The organism is Agrobacterium sp. NPDC058088, from assembly GCF_042885035.1.
GTDB lineage: Bacteria > Pseudomonadota > Alphaproteobacteria > Rhizobiales > Rhizobiaceae > Agrobacterium.
In genome coordinates, this window is sequence record NZ_JBHVSU010000005.1 from 1 (window position 1) to 23,025 (window position 23,025).

Annotated in this window: 18 protein-coding genes; 5 read left to right on the forward strand and 13 right to left on the reverse strand. The window is 55.6% G+C overall.

From position 1 onward, the window contains the following. Window positions 1-268: 268 nt before the first annotated feature. Complete coding sequence (locus ACFVTJ_RS15075; protein ID WP_386908673.1) at window positions 269-904, reverse strand: recombinase family protein; 636 nt, start codon at window positions 902-904, stop codon at window positions 269-271. A gap of 378 nt (window positions 905-1,282) precedes the next feature. Next, a complete protein-coding gene (locus ACFVTJ_RS15080) occupies window positions 1,283-2,467 on the reverse strand; it encodes an HNH endonuclease (protein ID WP_386908674.1) in 1,185 nt (394 codons plus the stop codon). A gap of 101 nt (window positions 2,468-2,568) precedes the next feature. On the opposite strand from ACFVTJ_RS15080, the gene ACFVTJ_RS15085 reads away from it, so the two are divergent. Beyond that, window positions 2,569-3,600: a DUF2971 domain-containing protein gene (locus ACFVTJ_RS15085; RefSeq protein WP_386908676.1), complete on the forward strand. Its 1,032-nt coding sequence runs from the start codon at window positions 2,569-2,571 to the stop codon at window positions 3,598-3,600. A gap of 211 nt (window positions 3,601-3,811) precedes the next feature. Here ACFVTJ_RS15085 and ACFVTJ_RS15090 read toward each other — a convergent pair whose 3' ends face one another. The 3 genes from ACFVTJ_RS15090 to ACFVTJ_RS15100 all read right to left on the reverse strand — a co-directional run bounded on the left by ACFVTJ_RS15090 (window position 3,812) and on the right by ACFVTJ_RS15100 (window position 8,066). Continuing rightward, window positions 3,812-4,795: an MrcB family domain-containing protein gene (locus ACFVTJ_RS15090; protein WP_386908677.1), complete on the reverse strand. Its 984-nt coding sequence runs from the start codon at window positions 4,793-4,795 to the stop codon at window positions 3,812-3,814. 359 nt (window positions 4,796-5,154) lie between these two features. Next, complete coding sequence (locus tag ACFVTJ_RS15095) at window positions 5,155-6,231, reverse strand: hypothetical protein (RefSeq protein ID WP_386908679.1); 1,077 nt, start codon at window positions 6,229-6,231, stop codon at window positions 5,155-5,157. Continuing rightward, on the reverse strand, window positions 6,228-8,066 hold the full coding sequence (locus ACFVTJ_RS15100; RefSeq protein WP_386908681.1) for a DUF3696 domain-containing protein: 1,839 nt from the start codon (window positions 8,064-8,066) through the stop codon (window positions 6,228-6,230). Before ACFVTJ_RS15100 ends, ACFVTJ_RS15095 begins: the two co-directional genes overlap by 4 nt. A 648-nt stretch (window positions 8,067-8,714) precedes the next feature. Between ACFVTJ_RS15100 and ACFVTJ_RS15105 the strand changes: the two genes are divergently transcribed. Both ACFVTJ_RS15105 and ACFVTJ_RS15110 read left to right on the forward strand, forming a co-directional pair. Further along, on the forward strand, window positions 8,715-8,873 hold the full coding sequence (locus tag ACFVTJ_RS15105; protein ID WP_386908682.1) for a YqaE/Pmp3 family membrane protein: 159 nt from the start codon (window positions 8,715-8,717) through the stop codon (window positions 8,871-8,873). 317 nt (window positions 8,874-9,190) lie between these two features. Continuing rightward, window positions 9,191-9,433 (forward strand): DUF982 domain-containing protein, encoded by a 243-nt coding sequence (locus tag ACFVTJ_RS15110; RefSeq protein WP_386908684.1) that lies wholly within the window; start codon window positions 9,191-9,193, stop codon window positions 9,431-9,433. Between the two features lie 86 nt (window positions 9,434-9,519). Here ACFVTJ_RS15110 and ACFVTJ_RS15115 read toward each other — a convergent pair whose 3' ends face one another. From ACFVTJ_RS15115 to ACFVTJ_RS15140, 6 genes are all read right to left on the reverse strand, one after another. Further along, window positions 9,520-9,912: a PRC-barrel domain-containing protein gene (locus tag ACFVTJ_RS15115; RefSeq protein WP_386908686.1), complete on the reverse strand. Its 393-nt coding sequence runs from the start codon at window positions 9,910-9,912 to the stop codon at window positions 9,520-9,522. Window positions 9,913-10,038: 126 nt separating this feature from the next. After that, a complete protein-coding gene (locus ACFVTJ_RS15120) occupies window positions 10,039-10,920 on the reverse strand; it encodes a helix-turn-helix transcriptional regulator (protein ID WP_386908688.1) in 882 nt (293 codons plus the stop codon). A gap of 109 nt (window positions 10,921-11,029) precedes the next feature. Beyond that, on the reverse strand, window positions 11,030-13,219 hold the full coding sequence (locus tag ACFVTJ_RS15125; RefSeq protein WP_386908690.1) for a TonB-dependent siderophore receptor: 2,190 nt from the start codon (window positions 13,217-13,219) through the stop codon (window positions 11,030-11,032). A gap of 178 nt (window positions 13,220-13,397) precedes the next feature. Beyond that, window positions 13,398-15,074: an ABC transporter permease gene (locus tag ACFVTJ_RS15130; protein ID WP_386908692.1), complete on the reverse strand. Its 1,677-nt coding sequence runs from the start codon at window positions 15,072-15,074 to the stop codon at window positions 13,398-13,400. A 70-nt stretch (window positions 15,075-15,144) separates the two neighbouring features. Continuing rightward, window positions 15,145-16,161, reverse strand: coding sequence for an extracellular solute-binding protein (locus ACFVTJ_RS15135; protein WP_386908694.1), 1,017 nt, complete (start codon window positions 16,159-16,161; stop codon window positions 15,145-15,147). Between the two features lie 153 nt (window positions 16,162-16,314). Beyond that, complete coding sequence (locus tag ACFVTJ_RS15140; protein ID WP_386908696.1) at window positions 16,315-17,364, reverse strand: ABC transporter ATP-binding protein; 1,050 nt, start codon at window positions 17,362-17,364, stop codon at window positions 16,315-16,317. A 355-nt stretch (window positions 17,365-17,719) separates the two neighbouring features. Between ACFVTJ_RS15140 and ACFVTJ_RS15145 the strand changes: the two genes are divergently transcribed. Together ACFVTJ_RS15145 and pgi are read left to right on the forward strand one after the other, a co-directional pair. Next, window positions 17,720-19,432 (forward strand): long-chain fatty acid--CoA ligase, encoded by a 1,713-nt coding sequence (locus ACFVTJ_RS15145; protein WP_386908697.1) that lies wholly within the window; start codon window positions 17,720-17,722, stop codon window positions 19,430-19,432. Between the two features lie 111 nt (window positions 19,433-19,543). Further along, window positions 19,544-21,169 (forward strand): glucose-6-phosphate isomerase, encoded by a 1,626-nt coding sequence (gene pgi, locus ACFVTJ_RS15150; RefSeq protein ID WP_386908699.1) that lies wholly within the window; start codon window positions 19,544-19,546, stop codon window positions 21,167-21,169. Between the two features lie 51 nt (window positions 21,170-21,220). On the opposite strand, the gene ACFVTJ_RS15155 is transcribed toward pgi, so the two are convergent. Together ACFVTJ_RS15155 and ACFVTJ_RS15160 are read right to left on the reverse strand one after the other, a co-directional pair. Next, entirely contained in the window at window positions 21,221-21,949 is a 729-nt protein-coding gene (locus ACFVTJ_RS15155; RefSeq protein ID WP_386908701.1) for an esterase family protein, read from the reverse strand. Further along, window positions 21,946-22,911 carry an acetylxylan esterase gene (locus tag ACFVTJ_RS15160; protein WP_386908702.1) on the reverse strand — a complete coding sequence of 322 codons (966 nt, stop codon included), beginning with the start codon at window positions 22,909-22,911 and terminating at the stop codon, window positions 21,946-21,948. Before ACFVTJ_RS15160 ends, ACFVTJ_RS15155 begins: the two co-directional genes overlap by 4 nt. Window positions 22,912-23,025: the final 114 nt, after the last annotated feature.

Genomic DNA, 23,025 nt, shown 5'->3' on the forward strand with positions numbered 1-23,025 from the left:
TGTTCTGGTATTAATGTCAGCACTAATGCTGGTTCTAATTCCAGAACATCGCCTGATTTGCTCGATCAGCAAAAACAGCTCACCGGACGCTCACGCTTAAACTGATACACCGGCTCTATATTCCTAAAAGGGTCCGGAACGATTAAGCCATTGATTTAAAACACAAGATAATCATCCAGTCATCAATTTCGGCCTATTTTCCGCCTGCGGCTCATCTTACAGACTGCAAGCCGCCAATCCGGTTCCGACGTTCCGGTCCGCGATAACCTCACAGGCCCCACCTAGCCAATGCGGCTTCGGATGCTGCTGGCGTCTTCTTGATCCTTAGTACCGCCTGTCTGGACAATCCTGTAACCTTGGCAATCTCGGAAGCACCGTTGCCGATTGCCAGCATATCCACCACCTGCCGGTATGTTTTTCGGTCATAGCTGGGCTTCTTCCCCCGGTACTTATCGGCATCGTCTTTCTTTGCCGCTATCCCGGCCCGCTGAGCGGCTTTCGTCGCTTCGGCCTGCGCCTGCGCCGTCGCGGCCATGAACGCAATCAGCGCGTCCCTGACGGCCTGCTGTATCGGGTCCGCCGTCGCCCCATCGAACGTCATGCTATTGATAACGGTTTTGATGACGACCCCCTCCCGCATGAAGTGCCGGATGGCGTCTGTTACATCCTCGTAGTTACGCCCCAGCCTATCGACCCAGCGGACTACTAGCACATCGCCACGACGGAGCCTGTCATAGAGCCGCTTGCCTTCCGCTCTGTCACGAAGTCTCGTGCTGACGCCTGATACAGCATGGTCTGCAAATACCTCGTCAATGACGAAACCTGCTTGCTCGGCTTGCGTTCTCTGGTGGTCAAGCGTCTGGTCGATAGTCGATACGCGGGCATACAGCACTGTCTTGGACACGGACTAATCCTTGCTCGTTAAGGTTATGTCCGTTTAAATGCACGTCCGTTGAATTAAATCAACCCTTACGGATATGTTTTTGTACGTAATTCTGGGTGTACGCTAGCCTATACGCTTGCGGACAGGTCCGCCCCCCCCCGCCCTATGTGTCGTACGCTTGAACGTGCCGTGGTGCTCGCCGATGTTATGCCGAGCGGCGCCAAAAACTGATGCCACGTACCAATTAGACCGCATGGGGGAAATGGCAGTTGGAAGTGTTGTAAATACCCCCTCGTAAAAATATCTAGTTTTCCTGATCGGTATACGCCTCAAGCGAAAGCTGTAGGCCGCTAGGCCGCAGCACTCTCGGCTTTGAAACCTAGTAGCTGCTCATTGCTGTCAGTCATCAATTGGAACCGGCTTCTGCAGCATAGTAGCCAATATCCTTGGCGTTACATAAGCTGTTATTGCCTGAACGTGCTCTTCTGTGACCATGTCTCCCTCACGCAGGCCGGCTGCTGTAAGTGCCTCTTTGATCCACTGGGTCGATGAATTTCGCTGCGATTGAGAGTGGGCTAGTTCCATGAGCGGTGTTAAAGCAGATGTGACAGCCTCGTAGTTAGGAGGCCAAGCGTCCCACTTCTCCAATACCCATTCCAAGGGGAGAGGAGAAGGTCCGGCGTCGTAGTACCTCCAACGTGCATTGTCGAACGGGTTTGAGACCAAGCAAGCGAATATAGAGGGCGGCGCTCCTACGTTGCAAAGCTTGAACTTCCAGCCAATTGCACCGTAGAGGCGGTAGTACCCAAAGGCTGCACCATACGCGTCAGTACCAACCCATACCACGTTAGGGTTCGATCCGAATTCAGGCTCCAATGGCGGAAAACTGCGCGTATCCACAGCTACAAGGGGTGATCCTGTTTCCTCCTCAGCGGCAGAAAATACGAATGCGCGAGCTTCATCGTATCTCGTGTGTAGGATCTCACTATTGCCTAATCGCTTGGCCAATAGAACAAGACAAGCCTTCGCCATTGCCTGCTGAGATCGCCCCGTACCAAAAGCCAGTCTTTTGGAAACAGATGGAGCTGGTACAATGCTGGACCGTCTCTCCTTCAATATGTCTGCTTTGATGGCGGTGATGGCCTCAGGAGTGTTCTTCCCAAGCTTCTTTGCGATGCTCCTAGCCGCACCCTCGGCCAGTTTGTCAGCTTGTGCATCGCTATATGCGCCAATCTGCACGGTGATACTGTCATCATCGATTGTAATTTGGAGTGGTTTCTCAGGCCTCATACGTACGTCCATTCCCGGAAGTAGGTCGAAGCGTTGCCCCTCGGTCTGCAACCCCAATACTGATGGTGGACTATCGCCGTCGCCAGCTACGAGCTGACACACGTTCCTGATAAACGAGATGCTATCTGCAAGGTCATTGTCTGGCCCAATACCCATCGTGTGATTGCAGGCCGGGCAGAGCACCGTGCGAACAGTCATCCTACCCCCAAGGGCATTCAACAAGATATGCTCCGGTTTCGTGTCACCTGAGCTTGCTTCTTTGCAGAGTATGCATGTGAAGTTAGCAGACGTCATGTTCGGTCCCTTGTTGCTGGGCAGCTACGGGCGGTGATATAGAAGCCCCATAACCCGGATGCATCAAGATCAACCTGCGGCAGTAGACACGATTTCGGTATATGGCCGGTGGTGCAACCTACGTTTTTCCACAACACAGGGATACCATGCAGTCATCACTACTAGACGCCCTGTCGCTTCCTGCCGACGAAATCAAACACTTTGAAATATTTCACCCGTACGCGCTAGGCAAAACGCTTGAGGCGCTGTCTACCGGCCATTCATTCGTTCACTACTGTAGTAGTGCAGCAGCCGCATCCATGATTGAGCATGAGCAAGTGTGGATGAGGAATGTGACTTGGATGAATGACAGTTCGGAAATCGCGCATGGGACAATGTGCTTAGCTGCCGCATTGGAAAGTGACGTAGCAGCCGAACTGACAGGGATACTGGACGGACGTTTTCCCAATTTTACTGCTGACCTGCTCGGCATCCTCAACTCGTGGCTACCTCATTTCCAGCAGGAAACGTATATCACCTGCTTGACTGAGCAGCTACCAGATGAAGAGCAATTGGGCAGGCTGTCCATGTGGCGCGCGTATGGCGCAGGTTCGAACCCAGTGGCTTTCGTAGTGAACGGTGGGCCATTTCTTCGCCCTTCCAATGCACTGGACGCCTATACCAGTCCAGTTGCGTATCTATCACCTGCTCAGTTCCTTCAGCAGTTCACTGTGGTAGCCAGAAACATCATAAATAACATAGACTATCTACAGGAGTTGGGCAGAGACCACGTACTGGCAAGCCTGTTTGCGGCCTACAGATACGCGATAATTTGCACTAAACATCCGAGCTTCTACGAAGAGCGTGAGTGGCGGATTATATACCAACCGACATTTCAGCAATCCAGGCGGCTTATACCCGATCGCACTACTATCGCAGGATCACCGCAGCGCATATTCAAAATCCCTCTCGTTGATGTCCCAGAAGAGGACTTCTACGGAGCCACACTGCCCGACCTGTTCTCTAGGCTATTAATCGGCCCCAGCCCCACCGCCCATCAGCTTCAACGAGAGTTCGTCGCGTTACTGAGTGATAAAGGTGTCCCGGACGCAGAATCCAAAGTTGAAATATCAAACGTACCCCTGCGGCTCTGATGGAAAATCGCCCTTCAAACGCTTTCGGGCATGATCGGGCGGCCAAAGGGGGAAATTTCACGCGCGAAGCAGCTCAAATATCCCTTTCCAAAATTTGCCAGTTGAAATGTTCGCGCTCCCCAGTATTCCACGTGGCAGACAGTAGCTTACCTGGCCGGAAAATGGTCCGCAAAGCTAGGGCTAGAAGAGTGGTACGTAAGCTGGCACCTGCTCAGCGCGATTTCTTCATGGACTTTTTGAGCTCCTCGATAGTGATCAACTCTTTATTCCGATGCACCATTCGATGGCAGTTGGAACACAGAACGGTGAAATCGTTTTCGATGTCGTACTCAACCGGAACGCCTTCCTCGAGTGACGACAGCGGCCTCAAATGATGAGCTTCAATATAATCTTTGCCTCTTTCCCCGTACTTAGCTTGGAAATCAAAACCACAGCATTTGCAAACATATCCGTGGAAGCTTTTCGCCTCCGAAGAAGCCTTTGGGTTGCGCTCTATTCGCTTGTGGAATTTATAGGACCGGGTCTCGGTTATCGATTTGGCACCTTCTTTTAAGTCGTCAATCTGGTCCTCGAAATCCAAGCCACCTCTGAAAATTAGTGTTCGATAAAGGCGCATCAGATCGCCGAGGTCCCCCTGAAGCTCGGCTTCGTCAGGTAGTGCGTGCCCGTCGTAGGTGCGGCCCGCAATGTGGCCAGCGGCATAGTTTTTGGTGAGAGTGCTTTGGTACTGAAATGTTATAGGCTGTGTCGTGAATGGGCCTAACGCGTCTGAAATTTTCTCTTGCATCAGTGCGGCCCGTTCCGCCAAAATCTGCGTCGCTCGAGAGTTGAACTCCCTCTCTACAGAATAGGTCCCCTGATTCAGGCTGAGGTGGACGCGCTGCGCTTCTGCATCGAATAGGTAAACGACATAGTAGCCATTTGTGGCGCCTGATGAAGCTAGCGGATCGTAAATCGCTAACCAAGGGACGTGGGCCCAATCATCTTGCCCCGGGCTCCCTTTTGCAGTGATTGTGGAATCCTGTCTCCCAATAACGTTGAGGATCGAATCCACTGCCTCGCCGCGGATGAGCGCGGCCAAGGGATGCTTAGCATAATTCCCAGCAGGCAGTGATTTCGCATCGTTCGTTCGAGGTCTGCGCCGAGCTGTACTGTAATAAGTTGTTGCAATGGTTTTAAGGTTGTCACGAAGCATCTATTCTCTCCCAGCGGCTTTGGAACAGATTTCATCTTCGGGTTGAGAAAAAGTAAAGTGAGATAAAAAAGTTGCAGACCAGCAGCCGCGTTTACGGAAGCGCGTAACAAAAAAATCCGGAATGTCAAGGCCCGTTAACACGATCCCAGGTGAACCCCGGTTGACCTATCGTTATTGTGACCAGTCAATGCACCTGCTTCTTCCACTACCTACAGCAGAACAACGAGAGAACTTGCTCACTAATCCTCGCCCTCAGCATGCAGGCAGATCACGTTCCGTCATGCATCCACATAGTAAAATTACCGGCCACAACAGCGACGAACACGAACTAAAATCACGCTTATTCAACCATAAGACAATCAATTGAAGTATTCTCGAAGGTCCATCCCAACCGTTTCCGACACAACTCCAACGTCAATTCTTTCTCCGCTTTTGACGTCTACTGTCGCAAACTCGATCCCGTTCACGTTTTGCCAGTACATGAGGCGCAGCCCTAATCCGCTGTTAGTTAGATGCGTGCGCCACGCGGTCGCATTGTCGTGTTGTCGTACGTACTGGCGCTTCAGACTAAACGGGTTTACTTGCCGGTTACATTTGCCCGCCACAATCTGGCTGCACAGCTCTCGCGTTGCGCCCGCGTAGCGACCATTACCAAGACACTCGACTTCTTCAAGGCTGCGAAAGAACTCGGAGCCAATTGCGAACATCGTCAGCCCCGCTGCATCGATGTCCTCGCCCGCCTCCTTCTGCAGCGCCAAAGCGCCTACCGTTATAGCGAAATGCAAATCGTACGGAGTTCTGGCGACGGACCAAAGTTCATCTGCGGCAGGGGATGATATCAAGTCCCGAAGGTGCGTGAAAGTAGATACAACTGCCTGGACCTCTACAGGAGGCTGACTCAGCTTAGTGGTATCCGTTCCGCCTACCGCCAGTACAGTCGTCCGAATGCTATAATCAGTTCCTTGTGATCCGAAGAAGGCAGACCCTACATGCAGCCGCTGCTGCAAAGAGGTCAACGCAGCTGCAGTCGCAAACACTCTGCAGGTTTCATTGATTAGCAAAGCAGGAGAGACATCTGGAAGCACTGGGTCAGCGACGAAGTCCTGCAGGTGACAAACCTCAACCTCGTTCAATTCACTTGCTCGATCGCACTGTTGGAAAAGCAGATGATATCGTTGCAATAAATCATTTGCTGAATAGATCTGTTTCAACTCCATGATTTCTAAAAATTGGTCTATCTGATCATAGTCTGGCCCCATGTTGCTACCCCAAAGCATAGCTTCGACGTCGTCAGCAATAATCATCTTCAAGGGGAATCCAGGGGAAGCAAGCTCGGAAAAATGAATTACCCTGTCAATAATTTCCTGACCCGTTTCAGAATCGATCGCATAATTTGGAACAGCAAAAAGCGCGGTGTCTATATAAACTTTGTTCATTTTCGGGAATTCTTCTTTGCTCTCTTACTCGCCGCAGCTTTCAATAATCGAGCAACATCTTTTTGACTTTGATCGAAGAAATCCTTAGGCCAGTTGGAGATTGCTCCAAACTCAGATACTTCAATAGGCGTGATTTTACTCTCACCACCGAACTGCTCCGTAAACATTATATTCACGAACTGAGCAACCTCGGGGTCATCGGACATAGCAATGCGAAGTCTAAGGCGATCGATCAGGTATTCGCTATGTGTTTCCAACACCATCTGCTTCCCATCAAGTGCCAGCGCCACAAAGAAATCGGCGAGTCTCGCCTGCACACGGGGATGGAGATGCAGTTCTGGTTGCTCGAAGATCAGCACGCTCCCAGGAGGGGCAAGTAGTGATGTCACAATCAGGGGAAGAACCTGGCTGACGCCTACACCAACGTTCGTTAGGTCGTGCCAGCGGTTGTTATCACCAGTAGCGACCTGCAAAGTATTGCCGAAGACACCACGATCCGTTGCCTTCACCTCATCAGCGACACCCAGATAAGCGAGCCAGCACACAGTCGCGTCATGCAAGCTTAACGATGCATCTCGCGCATAAGTAAAGTAATCCTCTTCAAAAGTGTCAGTTGGAGGCAAATGAACTTTCAACTTTGTATTACCGTTTAGCTGGAAAACAGCTGCAGTATGCTCGCCACGATATCCAACATCCGTACTGCTTTCTAACGCCTCAAGCGGGTACACAGGTCTAGGTGCATCTCGTAGAGGCCCTAGATATCTAACGCCCTTTCGAAAGAACTCCCTGACGTAGTCGGTAGAAATTTTTAGTGCTCGGGGCATGTCAAAATCGTAAGTGGCCTTAGGCTCCGTCTCCGCCAGCATCGCATCAGTCAGGATAGTTCGGAGTATTGCCTCCTCAGACCTACTTCTATCGGTTCTGAGCAATGAGCTAACTACGGTTCGTTGTGTCCCACCGTACAAAATGGGTGCAATTCTATGACGGACGGTGTTCGCCGTAACCGCAGCACCGACATCGATGAGTGTCGCTTTCTTGTCCGAGAGCCAAGTGTTGACCACTGCTACAACTCCCGCAGGGACTTCTTGCTCACCGTGGCTCGCTCGAGAGAGCAAGCTTGATGGATTACTGCACAGGTAGGCAGCAAGGTCGGCCGCACGCTGGGCCGCTGCGTCGTATTTCATCAAAAGATAATCGGGTAGAAAATGCCGTGTAGCGCCCCCAACGATCTCAAGTTTTGGCCTATTTGAGGCAAGCTGTTCTCTGCTGCTTTCGTCAGTTCTGACACGGAAATTGAAGGCTGCAGAGATGTCGTCGGTTTGCGATTGTCCAATCGATATTAATTCGATGAACTGCGGTTCTTGGGCCTCCTCGTCCTTGAATCGAGCAGAGAAGAAAGCACGCCGAAGAGCAAGCTTAGATTTAACTGCGCCGTCCGCATCCTGGACGAAGTCTTGCCCTAACTCCGTTTCCATACGGAGCGATGTAACGTCGTCCATCCCGGTCGTATGCAGGGGAAGCACTCCGGAGCTGTACCACCCCCCAAATTCACTCTCGTTCTCGGGTTTCAGTTCAAATTCAATCGAAACATTAGCTCCTTCAGCGTCAAAATTTCTGACGTCCCCAAACTCTCCCATCCGAAGCAATGGGCCATTCAGGGCAATACCCCTTGCAGGTGAACCATACTGAATCGTCTGCTTGAGGAGCAGCATGCTCTGAATGATTGTACTTTTTCCGCTACTGTTTGCCCCGGCGAGAATGTTAATCTTACTCATCGGCAAGGGCGGTGCACTCTTAAACGATTTAAAGTTTTGTATTTTCCAGTACTTGAACATGTAAGACTCTCAACTCCCCGCGCTTTACAATTAGAGGGTGCGTGCCGTCAGTATGTCAAGCGCGCTTGTGCTAATCTTGGCCGGGTGACGCTCGTCAAATGTTCAGCAAGAATGCGGGCGGTATCAAAGTCCTTCTAAGGCCAGGCACCTTGAGCTCGCCGATCTGCTCAATCTATCGATTCCCTTGTGTAATGCGGCCACTTGTGTGAATTAGAGGCACTAAAGGGGGACATCGTGTACCCCTAGCCATCCCTCAAGCCCCAGCTTCTAAGGCTTTTGAGGGATGGTGGGCGCTCCCTCCTGCGCCACCGTCTCGTACATCCCAAGAGTAGCGGATGAAGCAAATTAGCAATTTGCCTTCTTGCCATGCGTTCATCGTCAGAGTAGAGAACTGGCACATAGAAGTGAGACATCGTGTCTCACTACCTACCTGTCAAAGACGTTAATATTCAACGCCTTAGATTTCAGGAAATGCCTCACGTAAGCGGCACCATTTCCTCTCCCAAGTTGCAATCACTACTCGATCAACGTCTCCACGCGATTGATCTTGGCAGGGCAACGACCTTGCCGGTCGGAGCGAGATTTGAAACCAAATTGTGCTCATGCACGTTGACTGTCCAGTTATCACAAACTGGAAAGCCAATCGTCGTGGACGTCATTCGTATTCTCATCGCCATCATCCTCCCGCCCGTTGGCGTGTTTCTTCAGGTCGGGCTGGGACTGCATTTCTGGCTGAATATCCTTCTGACGCTGTGCGGCTATGTCCCCGGCATAATTCACGCCATCTGGGTGATTATGCGCCGCTGACGTCGGCGCTTCATCCGGGATGGGACGTCCACAACATTTTAGTACGTAATTAAATTCTCATAGACTTCTGGAACCTCATCTTCTCCTTCACGTTATGGTGATGACATAGCCAAGGAGAAAATCATGAACCAGATCATCTACATCGTCGGCCTCGTCGTCATCGTTCTTGCGATTCTGTCGTTTTTCGGCTTCCGCTGATCCCCGTTGTCAATTCGCTTGCTTGCGCATATCCTAAGTAACAGTGACACACGGCTGCGTTCATGGGTTACTTCGCTGTCGGGTGTATTTCGGGATCGCGTTGCTCTGGGAGGTGCACGATGAAGAACGAGAGATGGACAGAACCTGTCGAGGTCAATCTTGAGGCGAATGGCAAGAGTGTCGTCGCCGGCCCCTTCGAAGCACTGACATTGCTGACGGAACGCTGGCCCAGGATTCGCGGATTGAGCTTTGTGAAAGCTAGAAGCGCCTGCCGTGCCGCCCTTGACGGACGAAAATCGCCGGAGGAAGCGCGCAAATGCTTCACCGACGCGGTTTCCGAGATGCAGAAAAACCCCCACTGACAGTGCCCAAAAGAAAACGGCTCCCAACAGGGAGCCGTTCTTTTATGGCTGGCGCTCCCGATGACCGGAAGCGCCTTTCGAGACCTTTACATCCAATAGGGCGCAACGCCGTAATAGTCATAGACCTTGCGGTCCTTGGCGTAGAGCAGGTCGTCATCGTCCAGATTGGCGAAGTGCGGCGCATTTTCAATCTGCTCCTTGGTCAGATCGATGCGATAGCCATCCAGCTCCTCGTCATAGTGAAGCTTTTCCCAGGGCAGCGGGTAATAGTCGTCACCAATGCCGAGGAATCCGCCGAAGCTCAGCACCGCATAGGCGACGCGACCGCCGCGTTTTTCCAGAATGATGCGTTGGATCGAACCGATATGCTTGCCGTCGGCACCATAAACGCGGGTGCCTTCCACCTTGTCGCTCGCGATGAGGCTCGGCGTGTCCTTGACATAGGGATCCTGTCCGGCGCGGGGTTCCTGATGCAACATGATAGTTTCCTCCATCAATTTCTTTGTTGGTGCACCTTGTAAACCCCGGCACCCGACAAATCGTTCCGAAGGGTTTTCGGCTCGCAGACCGAATTCTTTTTGAAGGAGGATGGAACAAACGGGCGCCTATTGCCGGATTTTCTGCCAGACGGAAGGGGAGACACCAACCATCTTGCGGAAGACGCGCGAGAAATGCGCCTGATCCGAAAAACCGGCGGCGATGGCGATATCGGTCAGCGCCATGTCAGTCCTCACCATCAATTCCTTGACGTGATCGATGCGCGCCTGCATCTGCCACTGGTGCGGCGGCACGCCCGTGGAAGCCTTGAAGGCGTGGCTGAAATGGGATTGCGACAGGTTGGTGAGTTCCGCCAGTTCCTCCAACCGGATCGACCGCAGGCAATGTTCACGGATGTAATCGGTCGCCGCCCGCAACTGCCAGGCGGCAAGCTTGCTGCGTTTCCTGACCGGCTCCCGTTTCACCTTAAGGAAATCCGTCAGGAGCGCCAGGACGAGGCTTTCACCGTAGAGATCATGCAAGGGATCGGGATTATCGCATTCGGCGGCGATCAACCGCGCGAGCGCCAGCAGGCGCTCATCCTCGAACATCAGATGCGGATCGAGAAGAGCGTGCGGATCGAAACCCTGCACCAGCCGGGCACCCAGCAACCCCGCATCGAAATGCAGATCGAGATGGCGCACGAAGGAGACGTTGCTGAGTTCTGCGTGCACATCAAGATCGGCGGGCACGAAGGAAATCCGGTTCGCCTTTGACGAGCCGTAAGTGTCGCGGCGATACCGGTTCATCATGAACCGGCCATCATCGCTCCCGTCCATATCGAGCAGAAAAACGAAACGCGGATCCTTGCCAACATAACGGCCGCCCGCCTTCGGCGCGCAGCGCACGTCCCAGAGATCAGCAACGATGCCGTTCCACACTCTGGAGCGCGGGCCGCCGATGACGGCGAAACCCTCGATCTCATTTTCCATCCGAACACGGAACGCCATGGCCTCTTGATCCCGCGAGGCGCAAAGACGCCACTATAAACATGATAAATATATTCATGTTTATAGTGGCAAACTATACTGACTGCAACTCTCCGCCTTTGAAAACAGCTTACCACTTCTTGGAAAGCTTGAAGGTGATGGTGCGGCTGTCGCCCCAGCCGCAAACGGAGACACCAGCGCAGCTCTTCACATATTCCTTGTCGAAGACATTGGCGACGTTGACCGATGCGGTCCAGTCGTTCTTCTCGTAGCGGATTGCGGCGTCGAAGACGGCGGCATCCGGCACGCGCAGCGTATTTGCCGCATCGGCCCAGGACTTGCCCTGATACCGCACGCCGCCACCAAGGCTGAGCCCATCGAGCGCATCATTCGTGAAGGCGTAGTCCAGCCAAAGCGAGGCGGTGTGGGCCGGCACGATCCATGGCGATTTGCCGATCAGGTTGGGATTGGCATCCTTGGTGATATCGAGATCGGTATAGGAATAGGACGCAATCGCCTTCCAGTTTTCGTCGAGATTGGCCTTGGCCTCCAGCTCGAAGCCGGTGGATTCCACCTGCCCGAACTGGCCGCTTGTGGTCACGCCGCCAGCCGTATAGGACACGATGGCATTGTCCTTGACCAGCTTGAAGACGGAGGCCGCAATGCTGCCGTCGAAGAAGCTCGGCTCGTATTTGATGCCAGCCTCGAACTGATGCCCTTCCTCCGGGGCAGCGGGAGTGCCGTCGGCAAGCGTATCGATCAGCGGATTGAAGAAGGTGGCGGCCGAAACATAGGGGGTCAGGCCATTGTCGAATTCATAGGCCAGACCCGCGCGGCCGCTCAGCGCGTCGTCATTGGAGTGACGGGAGATGCCCGCCGGCAGCCTGTTGTTCAGCTCGGTATCGACATAGTCATAACGGCCATTCAGCGTCACCAGCCAGCCATCGCCAAAACGCAGCTGATCCTGGGCATAGATGCCGATCTGCTGCTGGGTGACGATGTTGTCGGCATAAACGAAGTTCGTTCCCTGCGTCGAGCCATAGACCGGCTTAAGCGCGCCGATCGCATTCGATCCGCAGCAGGCCTGCACCTGATCCAGCCGGTAATATTTATAGTCGAGGCCGAACAGCAACGAATGGCTGACCGCGCCGGTATCGAACTGACCTTCGATGCGGTTGTCGACGCCGAAGCTGTCGACCTTCGACAGACCGTCATAACCGAAGCGGGTCAGCATATAGTCATTGGTGATGGGATCGAGGATCGGCTGACCGTTGGCATCAGCATTGGCCCAACCGCCCGGATAGGGCCCTTTCTCATGCTTGTAGAGATGGCCGTAACGGGCGTTCTGGCTGATCTTCCAGCCATTGTCGAATTCATGGCTGACTTCGTAGCCCACCATCGACTGGTAGGCACGGCCATTGTCGATGTCAGGTTCGCCATAGAAGGCCTTGCGGTCAAGTTTGCCGAAGGGTGCGTCGACCACGGTGCCGACATAGGGCAGGAAACCGTTGCCGACATGAACCTGATCGAGTGCCGAGAAATAGCCGTAGAGCGTGGCGCTCGTCTGGGCATCCGGCTCGAAAGTGATCTGCGGCATGATGAAACCGCGCAGATCCTCAGAATAATCGGTGTAATTGTCGCCGCCCGAGACCTTGCCGGTGACCCGGTATTTCCACACGCCCTGCTCATCAACTTTGTCGCCCACATCGAAGCCGAAGAAGGCATTGCCGAAATTATTGATGCCGATTTCCGTTTCGCGAAGCGGTGCGTCCTGCGGGCGCTTGCGGACCATCTGCACGATGCCACCGGGATTGGCGCCGCCATAAAGCACCGAGGCGGGGCCTTTGAGAATTTCCACACGCTCCAGACCGTAAGCGTCCATCTGGAAACCACCGAAACCATAGCTGAACAGGTTCAGCCCATCCAGGAACACGCCGGTCTGCGTTGCCTGGAAACCGCGAATGTAAAACCAGTCCGTATCCGGGTCGGTACCGAAGGGCTCCGCCGTCACGCCGGGCGTATAACGCAGCACCTCATCGATTTTGGTCACCGCGCCGCGATCGTTCATTTCCTGGCGGCCAACGACCGATACGGACTGGGGAATATCTTTCGTTTCCGTCTCGGTTTTCGAACCGGTCGCGCTTTTCTTCGCGACATAACCCCGGACCGGTCCCGTCGCTTTTTCGGCGCCCTGTCCTTCAACGGTAATTTGTTTCAGGACGGTCGTTTCCTGCGCGTGGCCCATCACAGGCCCCATCAGAACAACAGCAGCCGTTCCCAAAGCCAGACGGCTCAAAAATATACCATGCAAATTTTTCAAGACATGCCCCGAAACAGATCGCGTCCATGTCCATATCCGACAGGCCGCAGCGCCTCAATTAAGATGAGTGTTTACATCAGGATTAAGACGGGATGCTTGTCGTTTTCGGGGCGGATTTGAAGCTTATTGGCTTCTCGCACAGTTTTAAACCCGTCATTTGTGAGGCCGGACGTGAGTATCAGCCCTTGCGCCGGCCGATCCTCGCCAGCAGCACCACGGGAAGTGTACCGATGACGACAATTGCCAGGGCTGCGATAGACGCCTCTTCATAGGTGCCGCGTGCCGCTTCGCCATAAAGATGGGTGGCGAAGGTTTCAAAATTGAGCGGGCGAAGGAGAAGCGTCGCGGGAAGCTCCTTGACGCAATCGACGAAGATCAGCAGTGCCGCCGCCGCCAGCGAAGCCTTGGAAAGCGGCAGATGAATCTGGCGGAAGGTCTGGGTTGCGGATCGCCCAAGCGTGCGCGATGCGTGATCGAAGGATTGCGGGATACGGCTAAGCCCAGCATCGACGCCACCGGCGGCAATTGTGAGGAAACGGGCGGAATAGGCGTAGATAAGGGCCGCGCCACTCCCGATGAAGATAAGGCCGGTGGAAATGCCGAACCAGTCACGCATGGTCTGATCGACAAAACGGTCGAAACTGCCAAGCGCGATCAGCACGCCGATGGCAATGACCGTTCCGGGGGCCGCGTAACCCACCGTCGAGAGGCGGTAGGACCAGAACGACAGGCGCCCCGGAGCAAGGCGCATGGCATAAGCGACCGCAAGACCGAGGATCAGGGTTATCAGCGTGGCCAAACCGGCAAAGACGATGGTGTTTGCAGCCTCACCGGCAAAGCGGGCGGAGAGCCCGCTGAAGCGGAACCGCTTCCATGCCTCGATGACGAGATAGCTTGCCGGCGCGACGAAGCCGATCAGGACCGGCAGGCTGCCAAGCATAAAGGCCGCCCAGCCCTTCGGGCCGGTCAACCGCAACGGCTCCAGTTCCCTGCTTTTCTGCGCGGAAACCGCATAACGCTGCTTGCGACGCGCCCAGCGCTCCAGCGCTACAAGGGCAACGACGATGAACAGCATGGACAGCGCGATCTGCGCCGCACCCGGCAGGTCCGATTTCGTGACCCAGGTGGTGTAGACGGAAACCGTGAGGGTGCGGACGCCGAGGAATTCGGAGGCGCCGATATCGTTCAGCGCCTCCATGAGCGCGAGACTGACGCCAACCGCGATTGCCGGACGCGCCAGTGGCACCGCCACCTTGAAAAAAGCCGCACGCCGGGAAACGCCAAGCGTACGGGCCGCTTCCAACAGGTTACCCGCCTGCGTCAGGAACATGGCGCGCACGGGAATATAGACATAGGGAAACAGCACGAAGCCGAGAAGGACAATGCAGCCCACCATCGACCTTATGTCCGGCAGCCGGAATTCACGCGGACTGGAATAACCCAGCAGCCAACGGATCGCCCCCTGTACCGGCCCTATCGGATGCAGAATATCGAGATAGGCGTAAGCAACGATGTAGGTTGGCATGGCCAGCGGCAGCAGCAACGCCCATTCCAGCACTCTGCGTCCGGGAAAATCATAAGCGGTGACCAGCCAGGCGGCGCAGGTTCCTAGCACACCCGCCAGCAACCCGACACCGGCAAGAAGGATGGCCGTATCCGGCAGGGCTGTCCCGAGCACGGTTGCGCCAAGATGATCCCACAGGCCTTTCGAACCCTGCACCGCCTGCGAAACCAGCGCCAGAACCGGCACCATGGCGCCGCAGACAGCCAGCAAAGAAAGGCCCAGCCACCAGAAGGTGGAGGAAAACCTGGCTCTCGCCCGGGGGATCAATGGCTGGATGGCGTCTGGGTTCATGTGCTTCTGGAAAATACGCGGAAAGGCGCCCGCGGGTGCGAACGCCTTCCACCTTGTTAGTTGACTGGCCTTACTTGTCGAAACCGACCTTGTCGACCAGTTCGCTCGCCTGCTTGCGATGCGAGACGATTTCCGTGAGCGACTTGTTGTCGATCTTCAGCGTGCCGAAGGAAGCGATGATCTCGTTGAGAGCCGCGCCCTGCTTGACCGGATATTCGTAGTTGGCTTCGGCATAGATCTTCTGGGCTTCGTCAGAGACGAGATATTCCAGAAGCTTGACGGCTTCCGCCTTGTTCGGAGCGTTCTTGGCCACGGCCGCGCCTGATATGTTGACCTGCGTTCCGCCGTTCTTGAAGGTCGGCAGAACCACCTTGATGGCGTCGCCCCACTTCACCTGCTCCTCGCCGCCCTTGCCCGAGCGCATCAGGCCGACATAATAGGAGTTGGCGATGCCAATGTCGCAAATGCCGCCGAGGATGTCCTTGGCAACGTCGCGGTCGCCGCCGCCTGCCTTGCGGGCGAGGTTGTCCTTCACGCCTGCGAGCCACTTTTCGGTGTCTTCAGCGCCGTAGTGGGCAATGTAATCGGCAAACAGCGCCGTGTTATAGGGATGCTGGCCAGCGCGAATGCAGACCTTGCCCTTCCATTTCGCATCCGCCAGGTCTTCGTAATTGAAGGAAGCAAGATCGAGGTCCTTCGCCGCATAAAGAACGCGGGCGCGCATGGAGAGCGCAAACCAGTGACCCTTGGCGTCACGAAGCTCGGCGGGAACAGCCTTGTTCAGGGTCTCGGATTCGACCGCCTGGGTGACACCCTTTTCGGCGAGATCAACGAGATTACCAGCATCAACCGTCATCAGAACGTCGGCCGGCGAGCTGGCGCCTTCGCTCAGAACGCGCTCAGCAAGGCCATCCTTCAGGAATACGGTGTTGACCTTGACACCGCTCGATGCCGTGAAGGATTCCAGCAGCGGCTGGATCAGGCCCGGCTCGCGGGTGGTGTAGATGTTGAGTTCAGCGGCATTCACCGTTCCGGCGGCAAAGGCAACCGAGCTGGTAAGCAGGGCAAATCGGGTAAATTTCGTCATGTAATGTCTCCCTCTCCGATAGCGGCAATGGAGGCAGCAAACATCATACATGACGCTATAAATCAAGTTTTATTTCTCAGCTTTTCACACGTCTTTGATCACCAAGAGTTGAAAACAGGGCGGTAATAAATACATTAATCCACTAATTCAACCTTAGGTGAATATGAGAACCCCTTTGGGATCGATGCCAAAGCGCACGGCCTTGGTCCTCGCGGGCGTGCGCTGCATCGTCCTGACGCGCAGGTCGGAGGGCAGCCCGGGCACGGCGATGCCAAGCTGTTCGATTTCGCCAAGAAAAACACGGCTCGATATTTCACCGGCAATGCCTTCTTTGGCGGCACCATCCTCGATGATCGAAATCGCGTTGGGGCGAACATAGGCGATCGCGGCAAGACCGTCTGGGAGATCGGAGGCATCGCCCAAAAGCCCGAGCGGCGTTTCGACGCGGCCCTGTTTTACCCGACCTTCGATCTTGTTGAAGGCGCAGAAAAAATCGGCGGCGTAGCGGGTTTTAGGATTGTCGTGGATTTCATAACCCGTGCCACTCTGGACGATGCGCCCAAGCTGCATCAGTACCACGCGATCACCTGCGGAAAGCGCCTCCTCCGGGTCATGGGTGACCATGATCGCGGTGGTGCCCAACTGCCGCAAAAGGCCGAGCGTTTCCTCGCGCACGCTGTCACGCAACCCCCTGTCCAGATTGGAAAAAGGCTCGTCCATCAACAGCAGGCCCGGCTGCGGCGCAAGTGCCCGGGCGAGAGCTACGCGCTGTTGCTCACCACCCGAAAGCGTATGCGGATAACGTTTTGCCAGTTCCTGCAGGTGAACATGTTCTATCATTTCCGCGGCACGGCGACGCGCCTCCGCCTTCGGCAGCGACCGGAGACCGAACATGACATTCTGTTCCACCGTCAGATGCGGGAACAACGCGTAGTCCTGAAAGACGAAACCGATATTGCGCTTTTCAGGCTCAACAAACGCAGCAGGCCCGGCAACAACATTGCCATTCAGGAACACGCTGCCACGATCCGGCGTTTCTACGCCGGCCACGATGCGCAGCAAAGTCGATTTTCCACAGCCGGAACGTCCCACCAGACAAATAATTTCGCCACTTTCAACGGCGAGATCGATATCGGACAGAACATCCGTATCGCCAAATCTTTTTCCCACCGATTTCAGTTCAAGCGCTGCGCTGCCTGCCATTTCCAATCCTGCCCTGCTTTGAGAATTATGTTGATCGCTCAAATCAAGATTAAAGTCAAAACGCCCCGACATAATATGGTTCATTCACGAGACCGCGAGATGTGCGGCAGCAATATTGACGTTTACGTTAGAGTTAAATAGGTTTGCCGATGTGATGGACGCCAAGGGATTACGCGTCTATCATTCGTTACCGGGGAGCGAGAGGAGCGGTCGATCCGGTGACGCCACATAGGGTTCTTTCAGCCCGGTCAGATATGCCGGTTGAGGCGGGAGCCTTGTGAATATCAGGCAGCACAAAGCGCCTCTTCGCGTTTCATCGAACGCGCGGCGCGACAAAGACTCTGGGAGGAGCAGCATGAGTGAATTGTCCTTGGGACATCCGGAAAATATCGGTGTTGCCAAACGCTGGCTGGCATCCTATCCGCCGGGCGTGCCTTCAGAGATTCCCACCTCGGCAAACACCTCCCTCGTCGACCTTCTCGAAAAGAGCTGCAAGCAGTTTGCCGATCGCAAGGCCTTTTCCAGTATGGGAAAGTCCCTGACCTATCGGGAACTGGACACTGAAACCCGCGCGGTCGCCGCCTGGCTACAATCCAGAGGACTGGAAAAAGGCGACCGGGTTGCGGTGATGATGCCCAACATCCTGCAAAATCCCGTCGCCGTATACGGGATACTGCGGGCGGGCATGATCGTGGTCAACGTCAACCCTCTCTACACACCGCGCGAACTGGAACATCAGCTCAAGGATTCCGGCGCAAAGGCGATTTTCGTGCTGGAAAACTTTGCCCATGTGGCCCAGCAGGCGGTGCCGAAAACCGCGGTGCGGCACGTGGTCGTTGCGGCGATGGGCGATCTTCTCGGCCTCAAGGGACATATCGTCAATCTGGTGGTTCGCAAGGTCAAGAAACTGGTGCCCGCCTATGCCATTCCCGGCTCCATCAGCTTCAAGGCGATGCTGAAGGAAGGTCAGGGATTTTCGCTGAAACCAGTCGGCCTCACGGCGCAGGACATCGCCTTCCTGCAATATACCGGCGGCACCACGGGCGTATCCAAGGGTGCGGTTCTCACCCATGCCAACCTTCTGGCCAACAAGCTTCAGATCAGCCTGTGGCTGGACGCGGCTTTCGACAGCAAAAAAGACCGTCCGGAGGTTCTCAACTTCATCTGCGCGCTGCCGCTCTGCCACATCTTCGCATTGACGGTGAATTCGCTGATGGGCATTGCGCTCGGCGGCCACAATCTGCTGATCGCCAATCCGCGCGATATCCCCGGCTTCGTGAAGGAGCTGACGCATTATCAGCCGCATATTTTCCCCGGCATCAACACGCTTTTTAATGCGCTGATGAACAATGAGGATTTCCGCAAACTCGATCTGTCATCGCTCATTCTGGTTCTCGGCGGCGGCATGGCCGTGCAGAGGCCTGTCGCAGAACGCTGGCTTTCCATCGTCGGCTGCCCGATTGCCGAGGGGTATGGTCTCTCCGAGACATCGCCTGTCGCAACGGTCAACCGTCTCGATTCCAAGGAATTCAGCGGCACCATCGGCCTGCCGATTTCCTCGACGGAAATCGATATTCGCGATGAGGACGGCGACAGCCTGCCAACGGGTGAAGTCGGCGAGATCTGCATTCGCGGGCCGCAGGTCATGGCCGGATATTGGCAGCGGCCGGACGAAACCGCAAAAGCCATGACCCCGGACGGCTTTTTCCGTTCCGGCGACATGGGCTTCATGGACGAGCGCGGTTATACCAAGATCGTCGACCGCAAGAAGGACATGATCCTCGTTTCCGGCTTCAACGTCTATCCGAACGAGGTTGAGGAAGTGGCCGCGAGCCATCCCGGCGTGCTGGAATGCGCAGCAATCGGTGTTCCTGATGAACATTCCGGGGAAACCGTCAAGCTCTTCGTCGTCAAGAAGGACCAGTCGCTCACGGAAGCAGAGCTCAAGGCCTTCTGCGCCAAGAACCTGACGAACTACAAGCGGCCGAAGATTATCGAGTTCCGCACCGAGCTGCCGAAATCGAATGTCGGCAAGATTTTGCGGCGCGAATTGCGCAATCTGAACTGAGCGAAGAGAGAGCCGGGTGACCGGCTCTTTTCTTTTATCGAAGTTGCCTTGATTTGGCCGTCGGAAAAAGAATAGTTTCCTCATCCTTCCACGGAAGCCGAGGAGCATATGATGCAGGCCACCATCGAAAAACTGAAAGCAACGGCAAGCAGCACAGCCGCAACCGATCTGCGCGCCGCTTTTGCGGCCGATGACAGAAGATTCAGCCGTTTCAGCGTCAAATTCGATGACCTGCTGATGGACTACTCCAAATGCGCTGTGAACGAGGAGATTGTCACGCTTCTCGAACAGCTTGCGCGCGAAGGCGGTGTCGAGGCCAAACGTGAGGAAATGTTCTCCGGCAAGGCCATCAACTTCACCGAGGACCGCGCCGTGCTGCATACGGCGCTACGCAATCGCTCCAACACGCCTGTCCTCGTGGATGGCAAGGACGTGATGCCTGACGTGAACGCCGTTCTCACCGCCATGGGCAAGTTTGCCGATGCCATCCGCTCCGGCTCTCTCAAGGGAGCGACCGGCAAGAAGATTACCGATGTCATCAATATCGGCATTGGCGGTTCCGATCTCGGCCCGGTCATGGCGACGTTGGCTCTGGCGCCCTTCCATGACGGCCCGCGTGCGCATTTCGTCTCGAATATCGATGGCGCACATATTGCCGATACGCTGAAGCTCATCGATCCGGAAACCTCGCTCTTCATCGTCGCATCGAAGACCTTCACCACCATCGAAACGATGACGAATGCCGCCACCGCGCGCCGCTTCATTGCGGAAAAGCTGGGTGAAGAGGCCGTCAAACATCACTTCGCCGCCGTTTCCACCGCGCTGGAAAAGGTCGCAGCCTTTGGCATCGAAAGCGACCGTATCTTCGGTTTCTGGGACTGGGTAGGCGGCCGTTATTCGATCTGGTCGGCGATCGGCCTTCCGCTGATGATCGCTATCGGCCCTGACAATTTCGGCAAGTTCCTGGATGGCGCACATGCCATGGATCGCCATTTCCGCGAGGCGCCGATCCGCGAAAACCTGCCGATGCTGCTTGGCCTCATCGGCTTTTATAATCGCAACGTGCTGAATTATCCGACACGGGCAATCCTGCCCTATGACCAGCGCCTGTCCCGCTTCCCTGCCTATCTGCAGCAGCTCGACATGGAATCGAACGGCAAGGGTGTGACCATCGACGGCACGCCCGTTGAAGGCCAGTCCGGTCCGGTCGTCTGGGGTGAGCCAGGCACCAACGGCCAACACGCCTTCTACCAGCTCATCCATCAGGGCACGAGCGTCATTCCGGCGGAATTCATGATCGCCGCCAATGGTTTTGAGCCGGAACTGCGCCACCAGCATCAGCTTCTTATTGCCAATTGCCTCGCGCAATCGGAAGCGCTGATGAAGGGCCGCACGCTCGCAGAGGCGAAGGCCCAGCTCACCTCCAAGGGCATGGAAGACAAACTGGCCGATTTCATCGCCCCGCACCGCGTCTTCACCGGCAATCGCCCCTCCATCACCTTCGTTTACGACAAGCTGACGCCGTTTGCTCTCGGCCGCCTCATCGCGCTCTATGAACATCGCGTCTTTGTGGAAGGCGTGCTGTTCCGCATCAACTCCTTTGACCAGTGGGGTGTGGAGCTTGGCAAGGAACTGGCGACCGGCCTGCTTCCCGTCGTGGAAGGCAAGGAGAGCGCCGCCAGCCATGATAGCTCGACACAAGGGCTGGTGAAGGCGCTAGCGGGTCTGGCCGGCTGAGAGCCATCGTCCAAAAAGCCGGGGCCGTCTCCGGCTTTTTAATGCCATCGTTCAAATATAAAGCGCTGCCATTTTCCGCCACGCGCCCGCCCGATGGGCGCGCCCGTCCCAGACATGCATCTGGTGCCCCACCTGCTTGTCTGAAAGCAGGCGGCTCAGATGATGGTTGTTGTCCAGAAACGGATCGGCATCACCGATGGTGAAGACCATGTCGATGCGGCGTAGTTGTTCCAGCCGCAAAGGGCAGGCAAGACCGGGTAGAAAGTGGCTCGGCATGTGGAAATAGATGTCGTCATCATAATAACCGTCGAAGAGATCGCCGAAGGATTCCACCCTCATCGTCAGATCATAGCGGCCGGAAAAAGCGACGAGCTTGGTGAAGAGATGCGGGTGGCGGAAGACGAGGCTGGCGGCCTGAAAGGCACCGAGGCTGCAACCCTGCACAATGATGCTGCCATCGGGATTTTTCCTGGCCATCAGCGGCAGCACTTCGTTGAGAACATAGGCCTCAAGTGCGGCGTGACGGCGCACACGGTCGGCGGGATGGTTTTGGCCCGCGTAAAAACTTTCCCGTGCCAGACCCTCAATACAATAAAGCTGGAGGTGGCCGGCCTCCAGCTTGTCGGAAAGGCTCGCGACGACGCCCAGTTCCTCATATTCGAAGAAGCGCCCATCGCGTGTCGGGAACATCAGCACCTTCGCGCCGGCATGACCGAATATCAGGAGCTCCATGTCGCGATGGAGCCTGTGACTATACCAGCGGAGATATTCGCGTTTCATGGCACCTTGAAAAACCGTCTGACCTTGTCCTTGTGGACCGCATCTTGCGATGCGCTGTCAGGGTAATCGAAATGCCCGGCGTCGAGGATGAAGATTTCATTAAATTTTGATTGCGGCAGCCCATTTGCCACTGCGAACTGGCAGGGCGGGGCGACGGCAGGATCGAAAAGTGCCGGCGCGACCAGCATCGGCACCGTTATACGGGCCGCAGCGCACGCGGCGTCGAACAGACGCAATGTCTCAAGCACATGGGCATGGGTCTTCTGATAGGTCTGTACCGCATCCGCGCTGCCAACGGTGGGCAGCGTCAACCAGAAGGGCCGGTGGCCGAAGGTCGGCACGACAAGGTGGCCGCGGTCTATGCGCGCGTCGAAAGGGATGGCCAGCGCACCAATACCGCCGCCGAAACTGATGCCGCTATACCCCACCTGCCCTTCCAGCCAGGGATAAAGACTGACGAGCGTCGATACGGCGACCCACAGATCATCAACGCAACCGCCGATGATGTAGTCATCCTTCCTGTCGATATTGTAGAGGACATGTAGGGCGGGATCGGACGAGATCGGCGGGCAGGCGCTGAGCGAAAGCCCACGAAAACAGGGAAACAGCACGGCCGTTTCTTCCACGGGCACATCAAAATCGGGCTCTCCGCGCCCGCCATAACCATGACCGACGACGAGGCCGCGCCGCACCTGTCCCTCCCGCGGCAAAAGCAGCCACCCGCCGATACGGAAGCCGTCGGTGGATGTGTAGGTCACATCAAGGACCTGCCAGCGGGGATGGGCCAGCTTGCTCCTGCGCAGCACCGGCCGCGGATCCGTCGCCAGCGCGCGGCGATACCTCTTCTTCCAGAAATCATCAAAACCCGGCGGCGCTTCGGGCGGGGTGATGGCGAGCAATTGCTCGCGCTGCATGCCATAAGTGGGGTCGAAATCGAAAGGATGGGTTTTCGGAACGCTCATGCGATGCTTGTTTCGCGAAACAACAGCAGAGACAAGCTTGATAATCGCGAAATAACGTTTTTTTACGGCTTTAGCGCCGGGAGGAGCGTTGAACCATCTTTTCAAAATGGTTCA